22 protein-coding genes are annotated in these 18054 nt (G+C 71.2%); 1 reads left to right on the top strand and 21 read right to left on the bottom strand.

The window, feature by feature from the left end:
• Positions 1–3: 3 nt before the first annotated feature.
• Positions 4–819, bottom strand: coding sequence for a hypothetical protein (locus tag WME76_RS02345; protein WP_437958603.1), 816 nt, complete (start codon positions 817–819; stop codon positions 4–6).
• A 47-nt stretch (positions 820–866) separates the two neighbouring features.
• Between WME76_RS02345 and WME76_RS02340 the strand changes: the two genes are divergently transcribed.
• A complete protein-coding gene (locus WME76_RS02340; RefSeq protein WP_437958602.1) occupies positions 867–1619 on the top strand; it encodes a hypothetical protein in 753 nt (250 codons plus the stop codon).
• 5 nt (positions 1620–1624) lie between these two features.
• On the opposite strand, the gene WME76_RS02335 is transcribed toward WME76_RS02340, so the two are convergent.
• From WME76_RS02335 to WME76_RS02240, 20 genes are all read right to left on the bottom strand, one after another.
• Positions 1625–2785: a baseplate J/gp47 family protein gene (locus WME76_RS02335; RefSeq protein WP_437958601.1), complete on the bottom strand. Its 1161-nt coding sequence runs from the start codon at positions 2783–2785 to the stop codon at positions 1625–1627.
• Positions 2785–3240, bottom strand: a complete 456-nt coding sequence (locus tag WME76_RS02330) for a hypothetical protein (protein ID WP_437958600.1) — start codon at positions 3238–3240, stop codon at positions 2785–2787. Before WME76_RS02330 ends, WME76_RS02335 begins: the two co-directional genes overlap by 1 nt.
• Complete coding sequence (locus tag WME76_RS02325; RefSeq protein WP_437958599.1) at positions 3237–3749, bottom strand: hypothetical protein; 513 nt, start codon at positions 3747–3749, stop codon at positions 3237–3239. The genes WME76_RS02330 and WME76_RS02325 overlap by 4 nt, the downstream gene beginning before the upstream one ends.
• Positions 3746–4267: a hypothetical protein gene (locus WME76_RS02320; RefSeq protein WP_437958598.1), complete on the bottom strand. Its 522-nt coding sequence runs from the start codon at positions 4265–4267 to the stop codon at positions 3746–3748. Before WME76_RS02320 ends, WME76_RS02325 begins: the two co-directional genes overlap by 4 nt.
• Positions 4264–4944: a hypothetical protein gene (locus WME76_RS02315; RefSeq protein ID WP_437958597.1), complete on the bottom strand. Its 681-nt coding sequence runs from the start codon at positions 4942–4944 to the stop codon at positions 4264–4266. Before WME76_RS02315 ends, WME76_RS02320 begins: the two co-directional genes overlap by 4 nt.
• Positions 4944–5510, bottom strand: a complete 567-nt coding sequence (locus tag WME76_RS02310) for a hypothetical protein (RefSeq protein ID WP_437958596.1) — start codon at positions 5508–5510, stop codon at positions 4944–4946. Before WME76_RS02310 ends, WME76_RS02315 begins: the two co-directional genes overlap by 1 nt.
• Positions 5507–7507 (bottom strand): hypothetical protein, encoded by a 2001-nt coding sequence (locus WME76_RS02305; RefSeq protein ID WP_437958595.1) that lies wholly within the window; start codon positions 7505–7507, stop codon positions 5507–5509. Before WME76_RS02305 ends, WME76_RS02310 begins: the two co-directional genes overlap by 4 nt.
• Before the next feature lie 179 nt (positions 7508–7686).
• Positions 7687–8175 (bottom strand): hypothetical protein, encoded by a 489-nt coding sequence (locus tag WME76_RS02300; protein WP_437958594.1) that lies wholly within the window; start codon positions 8173–8175, stop codon positions 7687–7689.
• Positions 8176–8179: 4 nt separating this feature from the next.
• Positions 8180–8680, bottom strand: a complete 501-nt coding sequence (locus WME76_RS02295) for a hypothetical protein (protein ID WP_437958593.1) — start codon at positions 8678–8680, stop codon at positions 8180–8182.
• 3 nt (positions 8681–8683) lie between these two features.
• Entirely contained in the window at positions 8684–10144 is a 1461-nt protein-coding gene (locus tag WME76_RS02290) for a DUF2586 family protein (RefSeq protein ID WP_437958592.1), read from the bottom strand.
• A 1-nt stretch (position 10145) separates the two neighbouring features.
• Positions 10146–10679 (bottom strand): hypothetical protein, encoded by a 534-nt coding sequence (locus WME76_RS02285; protein ID WP_437958591.1) that lies wholly within the window; start codon positions 10677–10679, stop codon positions 10146–10148.
• Positions 10676–10975 (bottom strand): hypothetical protein, encoded by a 300-nt coding sequence (locus tag WME76_RS02280; RefSeq protein WP_437958590.1) that lies wholly within the window; start codon positions 10973–10975, stop codon positions 10676–10678. The genes WME76_RS02285 and WME76_RS02280 overlap by 4 nt, the downstream gene beginning before the upstream one ends.
• Positions 10975–11409, bottom strand: a complete 435-nt coding sequence (locus WME76_RS02275; protein WP_437958589.1) for a hypothetical protein — start codon at positions 11407–11409, stop codon at positions 10975–10977. The genes WME76_RS02280 and WME76_RS02275 overlap by 1 nt, the downstream gene beginning before the upstream one ends.
• Positions 11393–11881, bottom strand: a complete 489-nt coding sequence (locus WME76_RS02270) for a hypothetical protein (protein WP_437958588.1) — start codon at positions 11879–11881, stop codon at positions 11393–11395. The genes WME76_RS02275 and WME76_RS02270 overlap by 17 nt, the downstream gene beginning before the upstream one ends.
• 107 nt (positions 11882–11988) lie before the next feature.
• On the bottom strand, positions 11989–12996 hold the full coding sequence (locus tag WME76_RS02265; protein ID WP_437958587.1) for a Mu-like prophage major head subunit gpT family protein: 1008 nt from the start codon (positions 12994–12996) through the stop codon (positions 11989–11991).
• A 1-nt stretch (position 12997) separates the two neighbouring features.
• Complete coding sequence (locus tag WME76_RS02260) at positions 12998–13438, bottom strand: hypothetical protein (protein WP_437958586.1); 441 nt, start codon at positions 13436–13438, stop codon at positions 12998–13000.
• A gap of 1 nt (position 13439) precedes the next feature.
• A complete protein-coding gene (locus WME76_RS02255; RefSeq protein WP_437958585.1) occupies positions 13440–14555 on the bottom strand; it encodes a hypothetical protein in 1116 nt (371 codons plus the stop codon).
• A complete protein-coding gene (locus tag WME76_RS02250) occupies positions 14542–15981 on the bottom strand; it encodes a phage portal protein family protein (RefSeq protein ID WP_437958584.1) in 1440 nt (479 codons plus the stop codon). The genes WME76_RS02255 and WME76_RS02250 overlap by 14 nt, the downstream gene beginning before the upstream one ends.
• Positions 15978–17633 carry a hypothetical protein gene (locus tag WME76_RS02245; protein ID WP_437958583.1) on the bottom strand — a complete coding sequence of 552 codons (1656 nt, stop codon included), beginning with the start codon at positions 17631–17633 and terminating at the stop codon, positions 15978–15980. The genes WME76_RS02250 and WME76_RS02245 overlap by 4 nt, the downstream gene beginning before the upstream one ends.
• Entirely contained in the window at positions 17633–17917 is a 285-nt protein-coding gene (locus tag WME76_RS02240; RefSeq protein ID WP_437958582.1) for a hypothetical protein, read from the bottom strand. The genes WME76_RS02245 and WME76_RS02240 overlap by 1 nt, the downstream gene beginning before the upstream one ends.
• Positions 17918–18054: the final 137 nt, after the last annotated feature.

Below are 18054 nucleotides of genomic sequence, written 5' to 3'. Positions count from 1 at the left end.
GGGTCAAACCTCCACGTACCGCGCGTCGTCGCGCCTGGACTTCACACGTCCCCCGCTGCCATCATCCTTCGACCATCGGCCCCAGTTCCCATCGGGCATCCCCACCGCGCCGGGCGCGGCCGCGGGGTCGAAGCTGCTCGCGTCGTACGCGACGATGAGGCAGACGCACCGCGTGTGCGCGCCCTTCCACTGCTGTACGAGCCGCTTGATTGAGTCGATCGTGCCCGTCGTCGCGTCGACGCCGAAGGCCAGGTCCGGGCCCCAGGCCTGGCCGTCGCTCGGGCTCCAGTTCCCAGCGTCGCCGAAGCTCGGCGCGTAAACGATGATCCAGAAGTCGGACCAGTTCCCCGCGGCCTCAGGGTCAGTGTTCGAGTCCCAGTCCCAGTTGTTCGGGTCCGCCCGGTGCCACGAAAGCTCCCCCGAGGGGTCGAGCGTCCACCACAGCCCTGAGCGGGTGACGAGCCGCACCTGCGGCGCGCCCGGGAACAGGAACGTCTGCAGCGCGAGCGCGAGGGTGTACGCATTCCCGGCGCCCCGCCAGTACTCAAGCCAGCGCAGGAGCTCTGCGGCGTACGCGGCGTCGGTCTGCTGCGGGCCGCGGGGGATGCGCCGATCACGCCCGATGTACGGGAGCGCAGTTGGAGATCCGAGCCCTGGGAACCGCGCCTGGAGGCCCTGGACGAGGACCTCGGCGCCGGCGTCGAGGACCGAGGCGATCCCGTACAGGAACCTGAAGCCGACGCTGCCCCGCTCCCCGCGGTCGGAGAGCCAGGGCGGAACATAGCGCCGCACGCTCTCGCGGAAGCTCAGGTTAGCCATCGCACCTCCGGTTGACGCCCGGCGGGCGCGGCGTAGCCTCCTCGGCCATGCGCATCGTTGTGGGGGCGGTGATGGTCGTGCTCGTCGGGTGCGGTCCGGAGGTCGGCCCGCCGTTCTGGAGCGGGCCAGGGCCGGCCCTCGATGCCACGGCGGCGAGCAGCTCCTCGAGCGCTGGCGGCAGCGCGAGCAGCTCCGCCAGCGGCGGCGGTGGAGCAGGCGGCGACGGCGGGGCCGGTGGAGTGCCCGGGGATGGCGGCGCGGCCGGGGATGGCGGGGCCACCCAGGAGTGCGTCCGACCGGCCGACTGCCCCGGAGAGGACACGGCTTGCTCCAGACGCACCTGCCCGGCTGGCTCCTGCTGGACCAAGCACGCGCCCGCCGGCACGCCGCTCGCCGAGCAGACGCGCGGGGACTGCCTCGAGCGCCGCTGCGACGGCCGCGGCGGCGAGGAGACCGTGAGCGCGCCCGATGATGTCGCCGACGACGGGCTCGAGTGCACCGCCGACACGTGCGGCCCGTCTGGCCCGGCCCACGAGCTGCTCGCAACCGGCACCCCCTGCTCCGCCGGGCTGTGCCAGGACAGCGCCTGTGTCGACTACATTCCGGTGCGCTGCTCGACCGATCAGGGCACCTACCAGGACTGCTTCGGCTTCGTGGGGAGCGCGTTCCAGGTCGCCTGGCAGCGGCCCGACGGGGCGTACGTCAGATGCCCCTCTCGCGAGCCCGGCTACTGCGCCCCGGGTTGGAGGTGCCTGGTCCAATACCGCGATGGCACCTACATCGTTGGAAACTGCCTGTAGCGCCATCACCCCACCTGCTCCACGGCGATCGTCGTCCCGGCGGCGACGGGCACCTCGCCCTCCGCCATGGCCAAATCGGTGGCCGGCAGGAGCGGGTCGAACTTGATCACCTGACTGGACACGCTTTCCACCTGCCCGATGAGCGCGTTTCGGTAGACGTACCCCGGCGCGGAGGTGAGGACGTGGCCGCCGATCGGGACCTCCTGCAGATACGCCGCCACCTGGGTCTCGAACTTGGCCTGCCACTCGGCGTTGCTCAGGTTCGCCGCCGCGAGCACCCAGGCCGTCCCGGTGAGCGTGACGTACGTCGCCACCGCGCTCGCGACGGTGCACGTGACGCCGAGCGGCACAACCGTCCTCTGGATAGCGTCGTTGACCGCGCCGAGGTCGGTGTTGAGGTCTCCGACGGTCCCAGACACCTCTCCGCTCGGGCTCGCCACGTAGACCAGCACATGCCCTGTCGAGCTCGACTTGCTGATCCAGACGCGGTTGACGTCGACCGCGGAGCCGTCGGCGCGCCTCGCCGACTTGGCCACGTAGAGATACGCCGCCTCAGGGCCGTTCGGCGACCGCGAGCCGAGCGCGTCACGACACCGCTGGCGCAGCGCCGGGTCCGACTCCGCGTCGCGCGCTGCGAGCGCCGTGGCGTTCGAGCACGTGACCCCGGTCATCGTCGTCACGAGCGCGTTGATCGCGCCCGCCGACGAGCTTCCGCCCTTGCCGGCCACGACGGCGCGGATGTCGATGGTGATCGTCTGCCCCGCCAGGAGCTCGAAGTACTCGACGTTCGTGTAATGGGCGTCCGTCGTCGGGTTGCGGGCGAAGAACTCCCCCGGCTCGAACTCGTACACGCCACCAGCGGTGTTCACGAGCGTGACCTGGCCGGTCGCGAACGTGGCCTCGATGCGCTCGACGGCGTAGACGTAGTAGGCGAGGAGCGTGAGCCAGAGCCCCTCGGCCAGGTCGAGGAAGTTCGCGCGGATCGCGAGCGCGATCACCTCGGTGAACCCAGCGAAGATGGCCGCGATGACCGCGACGATCGTTCTCGCCACCGCGCCCTCGTGCCACGTCGTCACGGGCAGCCCGCTGGCCGAGAGAAGCCGATAGATCGAGTCCTTCACCTGGTCTCGACTCAGGGGCTTGATGAGCTGGTCGATCGGCAGCATCAGCGCACTCCCGCGAGCACGGCCGCGGCAGCCGTGACGTTCATGGTCAGCTCGAACGGGCCCTCGGCCGTCCGGCACCGGACGACGAGCTCGAGCGTCGCGCTGTCGAGCATCCGCGCGCGCACCTCGACGCCCTCGAAACGCTCGTCCTTCCGGAGCTCCGAGCGCACCAGGCCGGGGACGGCCGCGAGCTCGGCGGGCGTCATGCCGCGCGAGAGCAGGGACCGGACGTCGAACCCGTAGTCCGGCGCGTCGATCACGGCCCCGCGGGGCGTCGTGAGCCGCCGGTACGCCGCCTGCGCGAGCGCGAGCCTCGGGCTGGCGAGGCGCATGTCCTCGTGGAGGTCCTCGCCGCAAGCGAGGTCGACGCCGTAGCCCTCGACTCCGGCGGCGGGCTCCGCGGGCGCGCCATACGACGCGATCACGCCGCCGAGGATGTCCTCGAGGAGGCTCATGAGGTCTTGAACACCCCCTGCATGGCGCTCCACGCCACGCCGCTGGTCGTGAGCAGGACGAGCGCGTTGGCGCTCGTCGTGGCGCTGCCGAGGGCCGACGAGAGCTCCCCGCCGAGGGTGTTCTGCGGCCCCGCGAACCGCAGGAGGCGCACGCCGGCGGTGCCGAGCAGGGCCTGGAGCTCGACGGCGAGCTCGAGCTGGGCCTCGACGGTGGCGAGCTTCGCCTCGAGGGTGGAGATCACCGCGGCCGCGGCGCTCGCCTGTACGGCCAGGCTCGGAGGCTCGATGCCGAGGGCGATCGAGGCCAGGATGTTCGCCACGATCGACTGGGCAAGCTCGAGCTGTGCCGCCAGCCCGAGCGACGCGGACGGCGCGAACGTCGCGAGCGCCGTGAGCTGGCCCGAGACGTCCGGCGCCGCCACGTCGCAGGCCGCGACGGTGGCCGCGGCCGCCGCGCCGGCGGCTGGGACCACGGCGCCGAGGGTGAGCGAGCCGAGGTCCGTGATCACTCGGACACCACCTTCGCGCTGGAGGTCGTGATCGTGCCGGTGGTCTGCCCGGGGCTCCACACGACCATGCCGGCCGCAGGGGAGCCGCCGATGGTCCCTGTGAACGTGGCCGGCGGGAGGAGCACCGTCACCGTGTCTCCCTGGCGCGCGACGCCCTGGGCCGCCGACGCACCGAGGCGGATCTGCGTCTGCGCCTCGATGGTGAGCGTCAGGGGGTAGAACGTCGCCCCCCCGTCGCGCGAGAAGCCGGTGATGATCGGATACCGCGGGTCGCCCTCGATGAACTCGACGAGCACGATGGCGCTCGGGGCGAGTTCGGCGACGAGCCCGGCCATGCCGGCCGCCACGGGCACCGACGGGAGATCGGGCAGGCCCGCGTCCTTGCGCACCGCCTGGAGGACGGCCAAGTCGCCGTCCATCTGGATCACGCGGTAGCGATAGCGGCCCAGGAAATCGTACTTCGGGAAGAGCTCCCGCACGATCGCCCTGAGCGTCTCCAGCACGCTGTCACCTCTCAAGACAGCTCCCTCCCAAAGGCGCTCGCGCGGAGCGCCCCGCTCGACATCTCGAAGTGCAGCTCGCGGACGACGAGAGCCCGATCGAGCCGGTCCCTCAACACGGTCCCGATCACCACCTGCGCCGGGTCGTCCAGCGCGAGCTCGGCGACCTTCCTCCGCTCGTCGAAGTCGAGCACCTGGTAGGCGCCATCGGCCGCTTCCACTTCGGGGCGCTGGCCCGCGCGTGTGATGCCCGAGAAGTCGACCCACCAGGGCGTCGACCCGAGGAGCTGCTCGAGCACCCGCGACGCCGGCGCGGCCTCCCGGGCGAAGTGGGTGCCGAGCCGCCCGGTCAGGCCCGTCGGGTCGAACGTCTCGCCGACGTCGGCCGCGAGCGCCGCGACGGCGCTCCGCAGGGTGAGGCCGCCGCCCGCGTGGTGGAACGGTCGCGGCTTGCAGCGCTTGAACCACCCGCCGGCGCCGGCGACCACGCGCACGCGCGCGCGCCCCTGGAACGCCCCGGAGCGCGCCGGGTCGACGACCCCGCGGAGCTCGAGCCCGCCGAGCTTCACGACGGCGGCGCCGGCGAGCGTCTTGGCCTGGTCGAGCTCGACGTCGGCGGACCAGACACCGCTGAACGGGACATGAAGGCTCGCCGTCAGGACGCGGTCGCCGTTGATGGTCGCGAAGAGAGCCATCAGCCTCCGAGCGCCCGGCTAAAGACGGTACCCAGGCTGTCCGTCGGGTTCTGAAACTGCTCCTTCAGGTACAGAATCGACTTGTCGTACTGGTCCTCGGCGGTCGGGTCCTTGAGCGCCGCCGTGCTGCCTTCCGGCTTGCCGAGCATCGGGATCGGCGCGCGGAACTGGAGGAACTTGATCTCGCTCACCCACATCCCCGTCTCGTCCTCCGGGGCGAGCTGGGTGCGGTCCTCGACGACGACCGAGCGGATCTGGAGGTCCTCGAGGGCGGGATGGTAGATGTCGAGCGCCTTCGGCCGCACGCCTCGCGGCGGCTTGGCGAGGAGCTGCGCCCAGCTATCCCACGCGTCGAAGTGCTCGTCCTCGAACAGGCGGATGCGCACGCTGAACTTGGCGAGGTTGTCGCCCGTGTAGACGACGAACGCGCCGGAGAGGCCATATCCCTTCCGCACGTCCCAGTCCCTCGGGCTGCCGGCGCCGACCACCTCGGCGAGGCCGGGATTGCGGCGCCCGGCGAGCACGATCGTCACCCACGGATCGGAGTCGCGCAGGGGGTTGATCATGCGGTCTCCGGTTCGAGGGGGATCCCGCCGGACGTGGCGGCGTCCTGGAGCGCGCCGACGAGCCGCACGAGGAACGACCGACCGGTGAGCTCGTCGGCGTCCTTCACGCCGTTGATCTCGAGGTGCTCGACGTGGAGCATCGGACCGCCGCGGCCGCCGGCCGCCGCGCGCCCGCCGCCCTGCATGCCGCCGAGGCTCTCGGTGGCCGCACCGGCGAGCCCGCGCGATGCGGCCTCGACGCCCGCGGTGCTGTGCTCGACGCCGAGCTCGACGCCCTGGCCGAAGAAGTCGCCCTTCTCGAAACCGACCTTCGACGGAGAGGCGATCTTCCAGACGCTCTCGAGCGCGGACAGCGCCGAGGACCCCAGGCCCTTCACCGCGGCCACGAGGCGCGCGACGCCGCCGGTGATGCCGTTCACGAGGCCGTCCACGAGCCGCGTCCCGAGCGCGCCGAAGTCGATCCCGGAGATGGCGTCGTAGGCCGCTACGACGGCCAGATACAGCCCGTAGACGGCAAGGGCCGCCACAGCGAACGGGAGCGCTGCCGCGAGCACCACCGCCGCGAGCAGCACGAACGGGGCGATCAGCGGCGTGGCCAGGATGGCCATGGTCAGCCCGAGCGCGAGGAGGCCAGCGACGAGCAGGGCGACCGCGGCGATCCCGGCGTAGACGCCGACCTTCACGCCGTCGATCTTGGACTTGGTGCCGCCGCCGAACGCGTCGTCCCAGGCCTTCTTGAGGCGCTGCACCGTGATGGCGACGAGCAGCGCGGCGATGACCATGCCCTTGAAGAAGCCCTGCACGTAGGGCGACGCAGCGCGCACCGACTCGAAGAGCGGGTTGAGCAGCGTCTCCGCGATGAACTTGAGCTGCTGACCGGTGACGGTGCTCTGGTCGAAGAGCCGCAGCACACCGCGCAGCCCCTCGAGGGCGGCGTCGACGTTCACGTCCTTGAAGAGCGCGCTGAGGTTCTCCTTCAAGCGCATCACCTGGACGTCGAAGCCCAGCATCTGCGCGGCGGCGAGCTTCCCGAACTTCGCCTGGACCGCGGCGTCGAGGGCGGCGAGCCCGTCGGCCACCTTGACCCGGCCGTTGTGGATCGCGGCCACGGCGGTCTGCATCGAGACCTTCGTGCGCTTCGCGAGCTCCGCGGCGACGTCCTTGATCTTGAGGCCGGTTCCGTCGAGCGAGAACGCGTTGAGCACGAACACGCGCGTGCGCGCCGCCTCGGTCGCGATGCTCTGCAGCGTGCTCCCCGCCGCCTGCCCCATGACCGCGGTCGTCGTCGCGACGGCCGAGAAGGCCGCCTCGAGCGCGCGCCCCTGGAGCCTGGTCCGGCCGAGGGTGAGCCCCATCTCGTTGAGCTGCGACCGCGCCAGGTTCACGCGCGCGGCGAGCAGCTCCACCTGGACGCCGAGGCGCTGGTCGGCGCCGGCGCCCGCGCTCACCGCATCGAAGAGCAGGCGCGCCTCCCGGGCCGCGCTGGCCGCCTGGAGCGCGTAGGCGGCGAGGGCGGCCGTGGCGACCACGGCGCCCGCCACGACGGCCAGGAGGGCCGCCGCGAGGACCAAGGCGGCGCCGGCGGCGCCCGCCTTGCCGATGAGGCCCTTGAGCTGGCTGAAGCGCCCCGCGAGGCCTCCGATGGGCCCCCCGGCCCCCTGCGCGGCGCCGAGCACGTCGTCGATGCCCGCCGACGCCGCCTTCGCCCCGCTGGCGACCGGCCCGAACGTCCCGCCCAGCTTGACGTACTGCTCCTGGGCGGCGCCGAGCGAGGCCTTCTTGGCCGCGAGCTGGTCCCGCAGCTTCTTGAAGACCTCCGTGTTGGCGCTGCCGCCGACCTGCAGGCGCTTCAGGGCGGCCTGCAGCTCACCGACCGCGGACTGGTCGGCCTTCATCTTGTCGCGCAGGCCGGAGAGCGCCTGCGCCAGATCACGCGCCTTGTCCGCCCCCTTGGCGTCGAGGTCGATCGCGAACCTGGCTTCTTGGTCTCCGGCCATGTCTCACCCACGCAGCGACTTGACCGCTGCCTCGATGCGGCGGAGCTCCCTCAGGATCACCACCGCGCCCGCCGCGCCCCTCACGAACTCCGCCTCGGTGCGTCCGCGCTCCTGGCACAGGCAACGAACGAGCTCGGCGCTAAGCCCGTCGTTCCCCCTCGCCCGCTCCACGAGCTCGTCTATTTTCCCCCGAGCTCCTTCGCTCCGACGCCGGAGAGCTCGAGGAGCTTGCCCGCCGCGGCCACCAGCACCATCGGCATCTCCTTGACCATCTCGTCGAACTCCTCGATGGCCGGATACTGGACGTTCGGGCGCACGAGCTCCCGGCACGCCTGCACCGACGGATTCGCACCGTGCTTGTCGGCCCAGATGCGGACCTTGATCCCATCACCCCTCGTCAGGATGACGACCCCGCCGAGCGTCTCCATGGCGGCCCATCGCGTGCCGAGCGGCCCGTACTTCGCCTCGGCCGCGGACAGCGCCGCTTCCTCGCGGCACTTGCGCTCGGTCACGGCGATCTCCTCCTCGATCTCCGCCCGGCGCCGCGCCTTCTCGCGGCCAGCCTGGAGCGTCGCGAGCTCCGCACGCTTCTTGTCGAGCTTCGCCTGGAGCTCCTTCTCCTGCTCGTCGGCGGCGCTCCCCTGAACCTGGTTGTCGGTCTCGTCCATGTCCTCAGTACCTTCCCTGGCGGTTATCGAACAGGGTCATGCCCTGGATGTTCGGAGTGGAGAGCTTCGCGTACATGACCGAGATCGGGATCTCGTCGATCGCCGCGTCAGGCCCGTTGGAGATGCTCCGCTTGGCGCCCGCGATCTCGCAGCCGAAGAGCTCCTCGGTGACGGAGATGTCGTCTTCGACGTACTGAAGCGTGAAGTGGAACTGGACGTTCCCGTAGCTCTTCCCGTCGGGGGACTTGCGCGCGAGCGCCTCGATCAGCGCGAGCGCGGTGCTCTTGTACATCTTGATCGAGCTGCCCTCGACGCTGTACTTCCCCTTCGTGCGGCCGCGCGGGACACCTGCCTTGTCCATGCCCCACGCGAACGCCTTCTCGAGCTTCTCCTCGTAGTCGACGCCGGTGAACCCGTAGAACTCGTCGTTGTTGATCTTGGCCGACGAGCTGGACCAGGAGAGCTCGTAGCCATTGCGCCGGAAGACGTCTTTGCCCGTTGCCATGCTTCACCCCGTGACGTTGGTGGGGGCGTTCGCAGACGCGACGAGCGCGACCTTCCCCCGAAGCTTCTTGAGGTAGGCGAGCGGCACGACGCGGACCTGCCAGCCAATCGCGCCGGTGCGCAGCACGTCGTCAGTGCGCGACAGCGTGAACGTGACCGCCGTCGCCTTGCGCTGGCCCACGAGCGCGTCCCCGAGGCGAGCGTTGATCTGCCCCTCGATCGCGAGGGCCACGTTGGGGTCGATGCGGCCAGATCCGTCCTTCCGCACCTCGACGCCGCGGTTCAGGATGGGCTCGAGCTCGGTCCGTGCGACCGTGCAGGCGAGGTCCACGATCCTGCCGTATTGCAGGTACAGGAAGTCCGAGCCGACCGGCGCGAAGAGGCGCGGGTTGTTGACCCAGACCCCTGCCCTGCCCTCCCAGCTCCTCAGCGTGAGGAAGCGCAGGTCGTCGAGGCCCGGGTTGATGCGCTCGTCGTGCTCGTCCGGGTTGCCGTTGCCATCCGCGATCGCCACGCCCGGGAAGGGCCCGTAGGCGAGCTCCGCGAGGTCGATCTCCTCCGAGACGGCTGCGGCGAGCGCGCCGACCGCGAGCGCCGGCGAGCGCCGGTAGCGTCGGCGCGAGATCGACGAGTCGATCTTGGCGCCGCCCGCGCACAGCGCCACCCGGCGGCTCGCGGAGCCGCCGAACGCCGTGGTCATCGCGGCGAGGTAGGTGGCCTCGCTCTCGCCGGGGTTCGGCTTCCTGGCGTGCGCCACGGCGCGCCGCTCGCGCCCGGCGGTGTGCATCGCCTCGAGCCCAGCGTCGAGGGTGGAGAGCTTGGTCGCGTCCAGGTCGCCGTACACCAGCAGCGACGTCCAGCGCGCCTGCGTCAGGCGCAGCGACGTGAGGCCCGCGCCGAGCACCGCGGCGTCGAACCCGGGCGCGGTCGTCGGGTAGCTGATCTGGTCGCCGGCGGCGATGGTACCGGCGGCGAGGTTCACCGCCCCTCCGCCAGGCACGGTGAGCTTCGTGGCCGTGCCGAGCGCGTACACCGGGTCGGTCGAATTCAGGCCCGTCCGGCCGCCGTCGTACGAGCGCCAGTAGGTGATCCCCGCGGCGCCGATCGTGCCGCCGGTCTTGAACCGGATCACGATCTCGTACTCGTCGATCGGCTCTGCGGTGTTGTCGAGCGTCGGCTCGCTGGTACCCGTGATGCCGTCGGTCAGCGTGCCGTAGCCCCCGGCCACGCTCGCGTCCGTGCGGACGGGCAGGACCGTCAACCCGAACCGCTCGATCGCGTACGCGCAGGCCTCCACGAGCGTCCCCTCGACGTAGGTGTCGACGAGGTCCTGCGTCTGCGTGATCGGCGCGGCGACACCGAGCGGTCCATCGGCCGCAGTCGCGGCCACCGCGAGCATGGCGTCCTGCGGAGCTCGGATGTCGAGCTGGTTGTCGAGGACTTCGATCTCTACCGTGGGGTTCATTTCAGGCCTGCTCCTCGCCGTTCGGCGTGACCAAGAACGTCTGTCCGACCCCCTCGATCGGGGCCTCTCTGCGCGGCCGCGGCCTCTCCACGACGGGCTGCCGGTGATCGAGCAGGAACACCATCTCTTCGCCGAAGCGGCGCTCGGTCGTGCCGAGGAGGCGCGGCGAGCTCGGCGCGTAGAAGCCGGCCGTGTAGCTGTGGATCGCCTCGATGACGAAGTCGTGGAGCTCGACGAGCGACTCCCATTGCGCGACCTCGTCGTTCGGCGCCGCGGGGTCGAACGTCCACACGTAGACGCGACCCACGAAGGTCCAGTCCCAGAGCGGGCGCGGGTTGCGCCCGGGCTTCACCGGGGCCTCGTAGCCGCCGAGGGAGCCGCCATCGTCACCAGGCACGAACGCCACCCTGTTCGCGCGACCGGCGCCCTGGTTGACCTGCTTGGCCGGCTCCCGACGCCCGAAGACGACCTCGGCGGTCACCTCAGCGGCCGCAAGGCGAGCCTTCACGTGGCGGTAGAGGTCCGTGAAGCTCAAGAGCGCTCCTCCTTGGCCCTGGCCTGCACGTCGGTCTCGAAGTCGATGAACCGAACCGACAGCTCGACGCCGCCGTCCTCGCCAACCGCGGGTGCATCCGCGACGACGTGGAACCGAACGGCCGTCACGCCGCGGAGCGGCACCTCCGTGCCGTCCTCGAGGACCGCGCTGACGCACACGTCCGAGAAGTCGGGCGCGCGGTCCGGCCGAGGCGCGCAGCGCACGCGCACCCGCGCCGCGCTCGACAGCGTCTCTCGCTCCTCGGCGACCAGCTCGCGGGCGTCTCCGTGGATCATCACTTCTCTGCCCCCTTCCTGGCGGTGCCGTAGCCGGCGTAGCCGCGCACGCGGCTGAAGGGCTCGACGAACCCGAGCCGGATCGCATTGCCGAGCTTCGCGGGGAGCGAGCCGCGGGGGATGACATGCCGCGCCGGCTTGCCCTGCGCGCCGAAGTGGTGAAACACCTCCGGCCCGTAGAGGGTGACCAAGATGACGGTCCCGATCGCCTTCGCGGTAATCGCCTTGGCCGCATTGAGCATGGCGCGGCCCCCGTCCTTCTTGCGCGGCGCCCAGGGCGTCCCGTCCGGCGCTTGACCCGCGCTTGCCGTCCGGCGGAGCTCCTCCTGAACCTTCTGCGCGGCGATGGGCGCCGCGTCCTCGGGCAATCGCGCGAGGTCGCGGCACGCCTGGATCATGCGCTCGAGCGAGGCGTAGTCACCGCCGGAGGCCATAGCGACCCCCTCTCCGGCCCACGGCCTCGACCTGCCGCTGCTGCCACTCGTACGGGCTCGGCTCCGAGTACGCGAGCGGGCCGCCCTTCGTGACCGCGCTGGCCGCCGCGCCGTCGGTGACGAGCAGGAGCTCGTAGCGGCCGGTCTCCGCGTCGGACACCTCCTTGATGTCCTCGTCAGCCCAGTCGCGCTGCGCGGCGATGTACGCGTCCTGCTCGCTGCTCGGATTGAACCCGCGGCGCAGGTACGCGTCGAGCGTGACGAACGCCGTCAGCCACGCGTAGACGATCTCGGGCGGTGCGTCCGTGCTCTTGGACCGGAGCGGGACCGCATACCGCTTCACCAGCCGCGAATCGATGCGGGAGCTGTGCTCCTCGAGCTTCGACGCGAGAAACCCCGGATAGCGCGACTCCAGGTCGTCGATATCCTCGCCCGGCATGATCGACCGGGTGCGGAACTCTGTGACCGTCAAGTACGCCATCTGGACCCTCTGACCCCAAAACCCCGCCGGCAATGCCGGTCGGGGCGGGGTGCGCAGCTATGGAGAGCGCCGCGCGCGTGCGACGATGGGACTGGGCGTCAGCCCGGAGGCGTCCCCTCGAAGCGGTAGAGGAGGAACGGGTCGCCGTACTGCGCCTCGTTCCGCCCTTCGTAGTTCCACTCGAACTGGTTGACGCGAGCGAGATCGGCGTCCGTCATGTCCGTGTAGGTCGAGAGGACGAACGCCTCGCGCTCCTGGAACACCATCGCGCCGCGCATCGGCGCCTCCTCGTCGGAGACGATCGGGACCGCGATGTACCAGACGTGCGGCTCGACCTTGAACTCCGGCGCCACGATGGGCGTGACGAACGAGTAGTCGGACTGGTTCGCGAGGATGTTGTCCGCCGACGCGCCGCCCGTGCTGTTGGTCGGATCGGTGATCGTCTTCGCCCCCGTGAGGGTCCCCGCAACGAGGCGCTTCTGGGGAGGGACGATGAGCTGAGAGCCTTCGAGGTAACGCGGCGTCACGCCGTCGGGCTGGCAGACGCTCTCGATGTACGCGTAGGCCTCCGCCAGGTTGGCTGCGTTGAGGTCGAAGGGGTCGCCGGCCTCGTTCTCCGTGAAAAGGTTCGAGTACGTGCCCGCGCCGGAGTCGAACGGGTTGTACGGATGGGCGGTGTCGAAGAACGGCCGGCCGTCGTAGCACTTCGCCGTCTTGCCCTGGCGCATCAGCCGGACGATCTGACGCTGCGGATGGTAGGCGCCCGCCTTGCCGATGTCGCTCGCCCACTGCGCGGCGAGCTCGTACTTGTTGTCCTTGATCTTCTGCTTCGAGAGCTTGAGCGACTCGCCCCAGTACTGGTTCGTAATGCTGAACTGCTGGGAGACGAGGTCGGCGTAGACCTTGTTGGCCCCTTCGAGACCGAGGTTATGAATCCTCGCTGTCGAGAGCTGCCACTCGTAGATCTCGGTGAGCGTGTTGCTCGGCTGCGTCGAGGCGACCCGCATCCACCAGAGGCGCTTGAGCACCCGGTTCCACGCGCTCTGCACGCGGTGCTGGAGCTCGGTCTCGAACGAGTAGATGAAGCTTTGCGTGATAGCGCCCATGTCAGATCTCCACCCAGACGAAGGCGCCGACGTCACTCGACGCGTCCGTGACATCGAGGACCTTGCCGTTGGTCGCGCTCCGCCCGGTGCCGAGCGTGGTCAGGGTCTGGTCGTCCAGATGGAAGACGGTGCTCCCGACGTTCGCGCGCGAGACGGCGTTGGGGGCGGCGTCGTTGAGGTAGCCGCGCACCCGCCGCTCGCGGATGAAGTCGGCCGCGCCCAGGACGGCGCCCGCCGCGCCGCCGGTGTTGTCGAAGGTTCGCGGCGCGATCGCGCCGAGCGGCTTGATCGCCGCGGACGACGTGACCGGGACGAGCTGGCCGGACGCGTTGACCGCGAGGTCGGCGCCCTGGTTGATCTTGGTGTTCGCCGCGAGGGGGATCCCCTCGAGCACGCGGAAGGAGCGGAGGCGCTCGCCGATGGGTCCGGTGGTGGCGGCCATGCTACTTGCCTCCGTTCCCGCCGAGCGGCGCCGAGCCCTCGGGCACGTTGCCGACGTGGGACATCACGAGCTCGCCGCCGCGCGTGCGTGCGACCGTCGGCCGCGCGGCGCGGCTCCCGAACGTCCGCGAGAGGCCCTCGCGCTGGTCGAGCGGCAGCCGCGCTCGGGCGGCCTCTCGGCTCGTGCCCTGCGGCCCGCCGCGGCCGCCGCTCCCCTCGCCCTGCGTCCCGCGCCGCACCGGGCCGCTCTGGCGCGCAAGGGGCTCGGCGAGCCGCGCGAACTCGTCGAACTCGGCGTCGGGCAGCTTGCTCGCGATGTCGGCGATGTCCTTCGGGAGCCGCAGCTCCCGGAGGCGCTCCTCCCGGCTCCGCCGCGGCGCCTCGGTCCGCGCGCGGTAGGCCGCCATGAGGGCCTCGACGGCGACGCTCGGCCCCGGGGCGCCAGCCCCGGTCGCGCGCTGGAAGGGCTTGTTGCCGCCCTCCCCCGCGCCCCCGCCTTGGCCGGCGTCGTCGGCCTCGGCCATCGCGCCGGCGCCAGCCTCGTCGTCCACCTCGGCGGCCTCGTCCGCGCCGTCGCTTGCCCCGGCGCTCTCGTAGGCGGCGACGACCTCCGCCAGAAGAGCGTTTGCCTGATCGGGCGGAATGCTCTCGCTATTGAGCAGCGCCTTGATCATGGCGATCAACTTCGGATCCATTCGAGTCCTCCCGCTCGAGCGGGTCCGACCCGCGGCGAGCAACACACCCGCGCGGCTCATCGCGCGCGCGAGAATCCTTCCCCGGCGGGTCTGCCCGAGCTGCACCAACAGCGGCGACAGGGTCCAGGCCGCGTTCTCCTCGGCCGCCACCGATGCCGGCTCGCAGCCTCCGAGCGGCGCGAGCAGGCAGTGGAGGAGCTCGTGCACGAGGGTCTCTTCGACCTCGGCGAGCTCCGCCTCGTTGGTCGGCGTGCGGATGAGGATCTCGGCCGTGCGGTTGTCGACCAGACGGCGGCAGAGCCCCCACACGGGCTGGCCGTCGAGGTGCAGGTCGTCGACGTAGCGGGCCGCGATCTTCCAGTCCCGCAGTCCGAAGCGAGGCTGCCACCACGAGAGGCGCTGCTGGAGGTCAGGCAGCAGCAAGGTCCGCCTCCACGTCGTTGGCCGCCGCTTCGGCCAGCGAGACGAGCGCTCGCGCCGCGACGAGCGCGCCGGTCGCCCCATAGTCGCGCTGCCAGGTCTTCAGGATGCGCGCCGCGACGTCGTCGGGCTGCGCGTCGCCGTCCACGTCGCCGCGGACCGGAACGCCGAAGTCGCTGAGCAGCTGCCGCATATCGAGCGGGATGCCCTCGGCCGCCATCACCTCACGAAGCGCCTTGATCGCGCCAGCCGCCTGGGTGAGGGTCTCCGCGACCGCCGTCATGTCCGCCGGGGGCCGCGTGTCCCACTCCACACGCGTCGGCGTGCTCAGGCAGCCCGCGCCGAGGTAGCGCCAGACGACCGGCTCGATACCCTGCGTGCTGATGGTGTCGGCCAGCGCAATGCCGTCGGAGTCGATGCGGTTGAACATCATCGTCTCGAACGTGTCGCTGTTGCTGAATCCGACTCCGCCCGTCTGCGTGACGATCTGCCCGACGAACGCGATCATGAACTCGAGGTTGCTGTGCTCGATGATCGCGTGGAACACCTCGTGACCGCGACCGTTGCTTTCCAGCAGCTTGACGTCGTAACCGGTCTTCATCCCGAAGACGGTGTTGACGCCCCATGCCATCACCGACTGGAACCACGACTGGCTCTGATCCTCGCTCGACCCTTGCGGACTGACAGCGACGCGAGCCGGGTGTGCGAGCTTGCCCGCGTAGTTCTCCCGGTAGTTGATCGCGTGTTCCTTCGCGATGAAGGCGCGTCCCGCGGAGTACCAGATCCCCTCTTTCCAGGGCTCGTTCACGCCGCCCGGTCTGTGCAGTACCCAGCGGCCATTGCCGGGCTCGACGTCGAGCAGCCCAGCGGCTGAACGGTATTGATATCGGTCCTCATCGTGGCGGTAGTAGAGCCACTGCGGGTCGAGCCGCCGGAGCTGCGGCAGACACATGCCGTCCTCCTGCACGAACTCGCCGACCCCGACCCCGCAGATGCCGCCGTCGGCGTTGAGCTGCGCGAGCTCGGCCGGCGGGAAGATGTAGTTCCAGACGCCGGGCCGCCCCTCCTCGCCGTCGAGCCAGCGCACGACCTCCGGGTGCCCGACGCAGCGGCGCGGCTGACGCACCAAGCCCCCGAACCTCGTGTCGACGAGCCCGCGGACGACAGCGTCCCTCGTGAGCGCGGCACGGAGCCGCCCGACCTCGATCAGGTTGCCGCCGTCCGCGAGCTGCGAGGCGTAGGCGAGATCGGCCTGATACCACTCGACGACGGTCCGAGAGAGCGGGGCCAGGTTGCGGGAGCGGCGCTTCTTGCGGCGCGGCGCCTCGGCGACGCTCGCCGGCGCCGGCGTCGCAGGCTCCAGGAGGATCTCGGCGACCTGCCGGGCGGCCTGCCCGACGGCCTGGCGGAAGGCGGCGCGCAGCCTCATGAGCGCCTCCCGCGGCCGCCATACGGGTCGATCCCGCCGGCGTAGGGGTTCAGCCCCGTGGCGGGCGCGGGGCGCCCCTCGGCGCCCCGCCCGCCGTACGTGCGGACCTGCGGGAGCGTCGGCTGCGCGACGAGCTGCTCGTCCTCCGCGCTCGCGCCGGAGGCGACCTCCCAGACGGCGAGCTCGCAGGCGTTCCGGCGGTCGGGCGACCGGCCCAGGACCCGCTTGATCGCGTCGTTCGACCACACGCGCCGGCGGCCGCCGCCCGCGTCGATCGCCTTCGTATGGCCGATCTCGCCCTGAAGCTTGCCGTCGGACGGGATGGCGCCGCCGGCCTTGAGCCAGGCGGCGAAGTTGCACGCCACCTCGTCGCGGAGCTGAAAGAACTCCTTCGGACTCCGCGGGGTCGCGGTGCCATTCACGCCGACGATCTCGATCTCGTCGGCGTAGGCGCGCAGCGCCTTTCCGAGCCGTGCGCCCGGGCCGTTCGAATCGTACACGACGAGCGGCTTGCGCTCGTGGTCGCGCCGATGCGCACGCACCGCGCTCATGACGTGCTCGGCGAGCGTCTCTTCGTCGCCGGCGTCAGAGATCGACGTGACCTCGAGGATCTTCTGCCCGCGGCGCGGCGCGATCGCCGCGTCGTCGCCCGTGAACGCGACGTCAACGCCGATCTGGAGCCGCCCCTCGGCGCGCGCTGTCTCCCAACGCTTCTCGGCGTCCTCGATGACGTCGACCGGAACGAGCTGGCCCTCTTCGTACTTCGGGTCCTCGCCGCGGACGCGGACGGCGTAGAGGACCGAGTCCCGGCCCCACTCCTCGGCGCGCTCCTCGCACCATTTGCGCGTCGCGAGCCCGGGGATCACGGCGCGCCCGGTGCGGGCGTTCGGCGTGTCCTCCGAGGAGATCTGGAAGGTCGTGTAGAGCTTCTTCTTCGCCGGGTTGTGCCGGCTCTCGTAGAACTCCCCCGTCGTGCGCAGGGGATTGCCGATCATGAGCACGCGCACGCCGCCGGCGGCGTTGCCCTTCATCGCGTTGAAGACGCCGTCCGGGATGCCGGAGGCCTCGTCGTAGATGAAGAGCATGTTGGGCCCGCTGAGGCCCCCGATGGCGTCGACGTCGCGCGCGGTGTAGCCGAAGATCTCGCGACCGTCCGGGTACCTGAGCCCGCGGTGAGGCTCGACGGAGAGCCACTCGGGATCACCGAGCGGGCTGCAGAACGGACACGGATCGGGCGTCCTGTTCTCGCGCGCCTCGATGGCGCGGCACGACGAGCACCGGCCCGAGCGCTTGTAGAACTTCGTGACCTCGCGCCAGATCACGACGCGGATGTGCTCGGCTTTCGGGGCCAAGAGCACCACGCGAGCCTCCTCAAAAGAGCTCGAGAACCAGTGCGCGGCGCCGGCCGCGAGGCTGCTCTTGCCGATCTTGTGGCCGCTCACCACCGAGACCCACGCGCCAGGGGGCACCAGGGCCTCGAGGACCTCGGCTTGGCGGTCCCACGGCTCGAACCCGAGCTGCTCCTCGCAGAAGCGGACCGGGGCCCGCTGGTACTCGGCGCAGGGCCACGTCCGGCGCACCCGCGCCGCGCGCCGCTGCACGACGCGCGTCTCGAGGTCGTCGAGCCACGTCCCGGCGGCCGCGGAGCCCATCAGGCGGTGAGCTCCTTGTCAGCCTCGACCTTGCGCGCGCGGAGCAGCTCGAGGAGCCGCTCCGCCGCCCCGGGGACCGCCTCGACCGCCTCGAGCATGAGCTCGACGAACGCCGGGTACTCCGGGTGCTCGTGGAGCGGCGGGACGCGCCCGCCCTCGCCGCGCAGCTTCGCGCGGAGCGCCTCCCACTGGCGCGCCTCGGCCTGCACCTCACGGAGCGCGCTCGGGCTGAGACTCGGGTCCTCCGCGGCCCTCATCGCGTTCGCCAGCGCGCGGTCCGCCATCAGGCCGACGCGCTCGAGCGAGCTCGCAGGCAGTGGGACGTCGGACCGGGATTCCGCCTCTGACTCCGGCGCTACACAGGGCCCTCGCTGGGGTGCAGGCTTCGGGGCGGGGGGGGCGGCGGCGCGCGCGGGCTGCG

Origin of the sequence: Sorangium sp. So ce119 (genome assembly GCF_051524405.1) — a bacterium.
Classification (GTDB): domain Bacteria; phylum Myxococcota_A; class Polyangia; order Polyangiales; family Polyangiaceae; genus Sorangium; species Sorangium cellulosum_G.
This window is presented reverse-complemented; position numbering and strand designations above follow the sequence as displayed.

Coding starts and splice junctions, on each gene's coding strand:
- WME76_RS02345 (WP_437958603.1), bottom strand. CDS start 819: ATGGCTAACCTGAGCTTCCGCGAGAGCGTGCGGCGCTATGTTCCGCCC.
- WME76_RS02340 (WP_437958602.1), top strand. CDS start 867: ATGCGCATCGTTGTGGGGGCGGTGATGGTCGTGCTCGTCGGGTGCGGT.
- WME76_RS02335 (WP_437958601.1), bottom strand. CDS start 2,785: ATGCTGCCGATCGACCAGCTCATCAAGCCCCTGAGTCGAGACCAGGTG.
- WME76_RS02330 (WP_437958600.1), bottom strand. CDS start 3,240: ATGAGCCTCCTCGAGGACATCCTCGGCGGCGTGATCGCGTCGTATGGC.
- WME76_RS02315 (WP_437958597.1), bottom strand. CDS start 4,944: ATGGCTCTCTTCGCGACCATCAACGGCGACCGCGTCCTGACGGCGAGC.
- WME76_RS02310 (WP_437958596.1), bottom strand. CDS start 5,510: ATGATCAACCCCCTGCGCGACTCCGATCCGTGGGTGACGATCGTGCTC.
- WME76_RS02305 (WP_437958595.1), bottom strand. CDS start 7,507: ATGGCCGGAGACCAAGAAGCCAGGTTCGCGATCGACCTCGACGCCAAG.
- WME76_RS02300 (WP_437958594.1), bottom strand. CDS start 8,175: ATGGACGAGACCGACAACCAGGTTCAGGGGAGCGCCGCCGACGAGCAG.
- WME76_RS02295 (WP_437958593.1), bottom strand. CDS start 8,680: ATGGCAACGGGCAAAGACGTCTTCCGGCGCAATGGCTACGAGCTCTCC.
- WME76_RS02290 (WP_437958592.1), bottom strand. CDS start 10,144: ATGAACCCCACGGTAGAGATCGAAGTCCTCGACAACCAGCTCGACATC.
- WME76_RS02280 (WP_437958590.1), bottom strand. CDS start 10,975: ATGATCCACGGAGACGCCCGCGAGCTGGTCGCCGAGGAGCGAGAGACG.
- WME76_RS02275 (WP_437958589.1), bottom strand. CDS start 11,409: ATGGCCTCCGGCGGTGACTACGCCTCGCTCGAGCGCATGATCCAGGCG.
- WME76_RS02265 (WP_437958587.1), bottom strand. CDS start 12,996: ATGGGCGCTATCACGCAAAGCTTCATCTACTCGTTCGAGACCGAGCTC.
- WME76_RS02260 (WP_437958586.1), bottom strand. CDS start 13,438: ATGGCCGCCACCACCGGACCCATCGGCGAGCGCCTCCGCTCCTTCCGC.
- WME76_RS02250 (WP_437958584.1), bottom strand. CDS start 15,981: ATGAGGCTGCGCGCCGCCTTCCGCCAGGCCGTCGGGCAGGCCGCCCGG.
- WME76_RS02245 (WP_437958583.1), bottom strand. CDS start 17,633: ATGGGCTCCGCGGCCGCCGGGACGTGGCTCGACGACCTCGAGACGCGC.
- WME76_RS02240 (WP_437958582.1), bottom strand. CDS start 17,917: ATGGCGGACCGCGCGCTGGCGAACGCGATGAGGGCCGCGGAGGACCCG.